General features: G+C 48.4%; 4 protein-coding genes and 1 pseudogene. 1 reads left to right on the top strand and 4 read right to left on the bottom strand.

What is annotated here, in order from left to right; translation table 11 throughout:
* From dnaJ to grpE, 4 genes and pseudogenes are all read right to left on the bottom strand, one after another.
* A pseudogene (dnaJ, locus tag ACQY6F_RS10720) lies at window positions 1–1,042 on the bottom strand (molecular chaperone DnaJ); the annotation flags it as partial.
* 331 nt (window positions 1,043–1,373) lie between these two features.
* The gene (gene dnaK / locus ACQY6F_RS10715; RefSeq protein ID WP_428774275.1) at window positions 1,374–3,290 is read right to left on the bottom strand and encodes a molecular chaperone DnaK; all 1,917 of its coding nucleotides are present in this window, start codon (window positions 3,288–3,290) and stop codon (window positions 1,374–1,376) included.
* Between the two features lie 327 nt (window positions 3,291–3,617).
* Entirely contained in the window at window positions 3,618–4,892 is a 1,275-nt protein-coding gene (locus ACQY6F_RS10710) for a dicarboxylate/amino acid:cation symporter (protein WP_428774274.1), read from the bottom strand.
* Between the two features lie 311 nt (window positions 4,893–5,203).
* The gene (gene grpE, locus ACQY6F_RS10705) at window positions 5,204–5,815 is read right to left on the bottom strand and encodes a nucleotide exchange factor GrpE (protein WP_428774272.1); all 612 of its coding nucleotides are present in this window, start codon (window positions 5,813–5,815) and stop codon (window positions 5,204–5,206) included.
* Between the two features lie 141 nt (window positions 5,816–5,956).
* Here grpE and nadK point away from each other — a divergent pair, with 141 nt between their 5' ends.
* Complete coding sequence (gene nadK, locus ACQY6F_RS10700) at window positions 5,957–6,841, top strand: NAD(+) kinase (protein ID WP_428774270.1); 885 nt, start codon at window positions 5,957–5,959, stop codon at window positions 6,839–6,841.
* Window positions 6,842–7,087: the final 246 nt, after the last annotated feature.

Here is a 7,087-nt window from a genome sequence, read left to right as displayed (position 1 = left end):
AACCTTCCGATTTCGGCTTGTGCTTGTTAGCCGCATCGCCACCGCAGGATTCTTCAAATTCGCGCAACAGCTCTTTCTGTCGGCTGCTCAGTTTCACCGGTGTTTCGACCACCAGTTTTACGATCAAATCGCCAATGCCGCCACCGCGAACACCTTTAACACCTTTGCCACGCATACGGAACATGCGGCCGGTTTGCGTCTCTTCCGGTACTTTCAGGCTTACGCGGCCATCCAGAGTAGGTACTTCTACTTCACCGCCTAATGCTGCCATGGCAAAGCTAACCGGCACTTCACAGTAAAGGTTGTTACCATCGCGCTCAAAGATATGGTGCTCGCGCACATGAACCTGAACGTACAAGTCCCCTGCTGGTGCGCCCATTTCTCCGGCTTCGCCTTCACCTGACAGACGGATACGGTCACCGGTGTCCACTCCGGCAGGAATTTTCACATTGAGTGTCTTACTCTTCTGCTTGCGACCCTGGCCGTGACAGACATTACATGGGTCTTTGATTATCTTACCTTTACCATGACAGGTTGGACAGGTTTGCTGAACAGCGAAAAAACCCTGACGCATCTGCACCTGACCATGACCGTGACAGGTCGAACAGGTTTCAGGCGAAGTACCTTTCTTGGCACCGCTACCGTCACAGGCATCACAATGCACCAGAGTCGGTACTTCGATTTCTTTCGAAACGCCGCGTACCGCCTCTTCCAGGCTCAATTCCATGTTGTAACGTAAGTCTGCACCGCGCTGAGCACGTGCCTGACCACCACCTCGACGACCACCGCCGAAAATGTCACCAAAGACATCACCGAAGATGTCACCGAAGTCAGCACCGCCGCCACCGAAGCCGCCGCCACCGAAGCCACCGCCTTGCTCAAAAGCAGCGTGGCCATACTGGTCGTATGCGGCTTTTTTCTGTGGATCAGTCAGAACTTCATACGCTTCTTTTACTTCTTTAAACTTATCCGACGCTGAGTCGTCACCCTGATTTCGGTCCGGGTGGAATTTCATTGCCAAGCGTTTGTAAGCTTTTTTAATGTCACGCTCAGAGGCATCGCGGCTAACGCCTAAAACTTCGTAAAAATCACGTTTCGACATGTTACTCGTCACCAATTGCTTATTCCTGGCGGCTGACGCCAGATTTCTGTATCGATATAGGTAAATGGTTGATGAATTTAGCTATACCGACACTAACTACGTACAGACTGTACAAACAGACGGGCGTCTGAGTCTCCCCGAACGCCCGCTTGATAAAACCATCCGCTAAAAAGTGAAACGGCTTTGACTGCCAAGGCCCCTAGAACCTGCAGGCCGGACACTGTATCCCAACGTCCGACCTTAGGCAACGGTGCCTTGCAGTTACGACAAATTATTTCTTGTCGTCTTTCACTTCTTCAAACTCAGCGTCGACAACGTCTTCTTCCTGAGACTGCTGTTGACCTGCCTCAGCACCTTGTGCGGCCTGAGCCTGCGCTTGCTGCTGAGCGATCTCCATCAGTTTCTGGGAAGCGGCCATCAGAGCCTGAACTTTGGCATCGATCTCTTCTTTGTCTTCGCCTTTACGAGCGGTTTCCAAATCAGTGATCGCAGCTTCGATTTTCTCTTTCTCGTCCGCTGGTAGTGCTTCACCCGCATCTTCAACCTGCTTACGAGTGCCGTGAATCATTTGGTCTGCTTGGTTACGGGCAGTGGCTAACTCTTCGAACTTTTTGTCCGCTTCTTTGTTGGCTTCTGCTTCTTGTACCATTTTCTCGATTTCATCATCGCTCAGACCGCCAGAAGCCTGGATAGTGATCTTCTGCTCTTTACCAGTTTGCTTGTCTTTCGCTGATACGTGCAGGATACCGTCCGCATCCAGGTCGAAAGTCACTTCGATCTGTGGCATGCCACGAGGCGCTGGCTGAATGCCTTCCAGGTTAAACTGACCCAGCGACTTGTTGTACATCGCCTGCTTACGCTCACCTTGCAGTACGTGGATAGTTACCGCGCTCTGGTTGTCTTCTGCAGTAGAGAACACCTGGTTCGCTTTAGTTGGGATAGTGGTGTTCTTCTCAACCAATTTGGTCATAACGCCACCCATAGTCTCGATACCCAGAGACAGAGGAGTCACGTCCAGCAGCAGTACGTCTTTCACGTCACCCGCCAGTACACCACCTTGAACTGCAGCACCCATAGCAACTGCTTCGTCAGGGTTCACGTCGCGACGAGCTTCTTTACCGAAGAACTCCGCTACTTTTGCCTGAACCATAGGCATACGAGTCTGACCACCAACCAGGATTACGTCAGTGATGTCGCCTACCGACAGGTCTGCATCAGCCAGAGCAACTTTCAGAGGCTCCAGAGAACGTTGTACCAGGTCTTCAACCAGAGATTCCAGTTTGGCACGAGTCACTTTAACGTTCATGTGCTTAGGACCGGTTGCGTCAGCGGTTACGTAAGGCAGGTTTACGTCTGTCTGAGTAGTAGAAGAAAGCTCGATTTTCGCTTTTTCTGCTGCTTCTTTAACACGCTGCATCGCTAGTGGGTCGTTCTTAAGGTCAATGCCCTGGTCTTTCTTGAACTCGTCTACCAGGTAGTTGATCAGACGGTTATCGAAGTCTTCACCACCCAGGTGGGTATCACCGTTGGTCGCCAGAACTTCGAAAGTCTTCTCGCCTTCAACTTCGTCGATTTCGATGATAGAGATATCAAACGTACCACCACCCAAGTCGTAAACTGCGATAGTGCGGTCACCGCCTTTTTTGTCCAGGCCGTATGCCAGCGCTGCTGCGGTAGGTTCGTTGATAATACGTTTTACTTCCAGGCCAGCAATACGGCCAGCATCTTTAGTTGCCTGACGCTGCGCATCGTTAAAGTAAGCCGGTACAGTGATAACTGCGCCAGTCACTTCTTCACCCAGGAAGTCTTCCGCTGTTTTCTTCATTTTCTTCAGAACTTCAGCTGAAACCTGAGGAGCTGCCATTTTTTGGCCACGAGCTTCTACCCAAGCATCACCGTTGTCTGCTTTAACAATTTTGTACGGCATGATTTGGATGTCACGCTGAACTTCTTCGTCTTCGAAACGACGACCGATCAGACGCTTAATGGCAAATAGCGTATTTTCTGGGTTAGTAACCGCTTGACGTTTAGCTGGCTGACCTACCAGCGTCTCACCGTCTGTGTACGCAATGACAGATGCTGTTGTACGTTCACCTTCCGCGTTTTCAATTACGCGAGGTTTGTCGCCGTCCAGTACAGCAACACATGAGTTAGTAGTACCTAAGTCAATACCAATGATTTTACCCATCAGGCTATCTCCGAATAAATTCTATTTTGTTTGGCTATATCCCCAATGTGGGGATGGAGAATCGGGTTTCAACCCACACACGCAAACAAAATTTACTGTTTGCTTCTCTATGCCCCATAGATAAGGGCGGCGATTTGCTTTTCAAGGGCTACACCAAAAAAAACTGTCAATTTGTCGGTTAACAATACTCAGCTATTGAGTCAGTTAAGTCACTTATCAAAATATTCAGCCGTCGCCCAAGCGGATGCAAAAAGCGGAGCACTGGGCTCCGCTGATTGCTAGGGTCACACCTACTGATGGTAAGTGTGTAAGGGAAAAGGTAACGAATTAAGCGTTAGCTTGCGCCGTTTTTACCTCAACCTGCTGCTCTAGCTCAATCTCGTTTTCTGTTTTCGCTACAATAGTGTTCACTGCAGTATCGCCAACAACGTTAGACGAGGTACAGAACATATCGTTAATACGGTCTACCGCAGCAACGATAGCCAAACCTTCTGGTGGCAAGCCCAGTTGGTGCAGAATCACGCCCACCATCACAACACCCCCGCCCGGTACACCACCTGCACCGATAGACAGCAGCAGCACGGTAAAGCCCAGAGTGAACAGATCCGACATAGCGATCGGCTGACCAAATGCGTTGGCGCAAAATACCGCAGCAATGGCGATATAGATTGATGCACCAGCCATGTTCATGGTTGCGCCCAGAGGGACACCGAAGCCGGCGACAGATTTAGACACGCCGATTTTGTCTGTCAGTGTACGCATTGTCACCGGAATGGTCGCATTAGAGCTGGCCGTAGACAGTGAGAACAGCACCTGTTCGCGGGTTTTACGGATAAACTCTGATGCTGGAATACCGGCAAACATTTGAACCGAGATTGGGTAAACCACAAAGATCCACAACACCAGCATTGCCACTACCAATGCAACGTAGCTGGCAACTGAAGCCAGAGTGTGTGCATCTAAGGTTGCACCTAGCTGGATCATCAGAGCAAACACACCGTAAGGTGCCATGCTCATCACCAACCCGATCAGCTTCATCATGATGTCGTTCGCGACTTTAAAACCACGAATGGCCGAGCTGCCTTTTTCATCCAGAGCCTGGATGGCAAGACCTGTCAAAATTGCCATAAAGATGATTTGTAACATGTCACCGTTAACAAACGCCTGTACCGGGTTGCTAGGGACAATGTTTACCACCATCGAAAAGATATCCGGTGTTTCAGTGGACTTAAGCGCGACCGATTGAGAAACGGTACCCGCCAGATTCGCACCAGCACCTGGTTGAACGATCATCGCCACAGTCAGGGCTGCGATAATCGCAATCACAGTATTGATGATATAAAGACCAAAAGTTTTACCGCCCAGACGGCCAAAAGAACGAATGTCTTTAAGTTCAACAATTCCGCATACGATCGATACGAAAACCAGTGGAACCACCAGCAGTTTGATCAGTGATACAAACATACCACCAATGCCTTCAGCCGCACCTAATAAAAAGGTATCAAAAAAAGCGATTCCGCCAAAAAGGTACTGGATAGCTGTACCGATCAAAAGACCGGAGAACAAGCCTAAAAAAATTCTGCTTGATAGCGATTTATCCATTATAAATCTCCAATATGTTGTGTTTGATATTTATATTTTTATAGTTATATCCGCCGAATTTTGCGGCGAATGACGCGATAATACACATCCTGAACACAAAATAAAGGACAAATTTACAAATTAGTTAAAAGTGTAAACACAGTGTAAATGGTCATTTAATTGATGAATTGTAGCTATTAAATCTAAATACACTCACAATCAATCAAACGTAAAAACCGAGTTTAGTCGTTGATTCACGTGCCCGAATCCAGCATCGCGGGCATAAAAAAAGAGAGGCATTTGCCTCTCTTTTTGCGTTCGAGATAAGTGCCTTATTTGGCGACCATCACCATCGCTGGTCGGATCACCCGACCATTCAGTTCATAACCTTTTTGCATCACAAACATGACAGTATTGGACTCGTGATCGTCACTTTCCTGAATCGACATCGCTTGGTGGAATTCCGGGTTGAACACTTCACCTTCCGGATTGATTTCTTTCAAACCAAATTTTGATACCACATCGATAAAGGTTTTGTGCGTTAGTTCGATGCCTTCCACGATCGGTTTCACCACTTCATGCTCGGTATCTGCCGCCTGAATCGCCCGCTCCAGGTTATCGATCACTGGCAGTAGCTCTTCGGCAAATTTATTCAGGGCGTATTTGCGCGCTTTATCGATTTCCTGCTCGGTACGACGGCGCATGTTCTCTACTTCCGCCTTGGCACGCAGTACGCTTTCTTGCTGATCTTTTATCTTCGCTTCGCTAGACAGCAGCGCCGCTTCCAACTGAGCAATTTTCGCTTCTTGCTCGTCGGTGTCATCCTGCTCGTTCCATTCGATATCAGCTTCACCGCCAACCGCTTCTGGTTCCAGGTTCTGCTCTACAGCATCTTCCTGCGGTTGTACTTTCTCTTCGTTGATCTTGTTTTCTTGCTTGCTCATGATATCTCCAGAATTCTACTTATCGGCTATCAACCTGACCCAGTTCAGAATTGATAACACAAAAATTCGCATTGATCGCTAACTTGCCATTATTATGGGGATGATGATTACCGATTCAAGCCTATTTCGTTCGGAAAACCTATGAAAAAGCCATTTGAAGTGCTCGCCATTATTGGCAAACCACGCGACCAGCAGGCCATCCATACTCACAGAGAGCTGTATAACTGGCTCAGCTCCGAAGGATATCGGGTCTATATCGATGACCGTTTAAAAGACATTCTAAACGATATTCCCTCAACTAGCTTTGCCAGCATGATAGAACTGGGCCGAGTCGCCGACCTCGCGATAGTAGTCGGTGGCGACGGCAATATGCTGGGAGCGGCGCGGGTGCTGTCCCGCTTTGATACCTGTGTTATCGGCGTTAACCGTGGCAACCTTGGTTTTTTGACCGACCTCAATCCTGACGAATTTCAATCGGCACTCACCAAAGTACTGCAAGGCGACTATCTGCAGGAAGAGCGCTTTTTGCTTGAGGCCGAGATTCATCGACATGGTCAGATCAAAAGCCACAATGCCGCCCTCAATGAAGCGGTGCTGCACCCTGGGCAAATCGCCCATATGATCGAATTTGAAGTCTATATTGATGATAGCTTTGCTTTTTCACAACGCTCTGATGGCTTGATTGTCTCCACGCCAACCGGCTCGACCGCTTATTCGTTATCGGGTGGCGGCCCAATTCTGTCGCCCAGCCTGAACGCAATCAGCCTGGTGCCGATGTTTCCCCATACCCTTTCCAGCCGGCCTTTAGTGGTCGATGGCAATCGAAAAATCAAACTGATCGTCTCTCCGGACAACCGCGGTACCCAGGAAGTGAGTTGTGATGGTCAGATTTCGCTGCCAGTCTCTCCTGGTGATGAAGTCCTGATTTATCAGAGCCCTAATGTACTAAAACTGATCCACCCGAAGGACTACAGCTACTATCACGTACTCAGAAATAAGCTCGGCTGGTCTAGTAAACTGTTTTGACTTGAGTATTCAATGCAAGGTTGAGCTATTGTCTCAACCTTTTTTATTACAGCGGCAACCTACAAAATTGCAAGATAATGCATAAGACATTGCTTGATGAGTATCGTTATCCGCTCAATACCTTCTAAATCAGCGATGAAATTTGAACCTCTGGGCAAATATCGCACAAAAGTAACAAAAGCGAAGCGTACGACTTATACGCAATGATACTCTTGTTGCGAATAGAGTATGAACTCTATTTCATAT

It is taken from the genome of Vibrio sp. (assembly GCF_050299255.1).
GTDB lineage: Bacteria > Pseudomonadota > Gammaproteobacteria > Enterobacterales > Vibrionaceae > Vibrio.
The sequence above is the reverse complement of the archived record's forward strand: the minus strand, read 5'-3'. Positions and strand labels throughout refer to the sequence as shown.

What these genes read in the sequence shown, in the direction of transcription:
- dnaK (WP_428774275.1), bottom strand. Translation starts at nt 3,290, where the DNA reads ATGGGTAAAATCATTGGTATTGACTTAGGTACTACTAACTCATGTGTT.
- nadK (WP_428774270.1), top strand. Translation starts at nt 5,957, where the DNA reads ATGAAAAAGCCATTTGAAGTGCTCGCCATTATTGGCAAACCACGCGAC.
- ACQY6F_RS10710 (WP_428774274.1), bottom strand. Translation starts at nt 4,892, where the DNA reads ATGGATAAATCGCTATCAAGCAGAATTTTTTTAGGCTTGTTCTCCGGT.
- grpE (WP_428774272.1), bottom strand. Translation starts at nt 5,815, where the DNA reads ATGAGCAAGCAAGAAAACAAGATCAACGAAGAGAAAGTACAACCGCAG.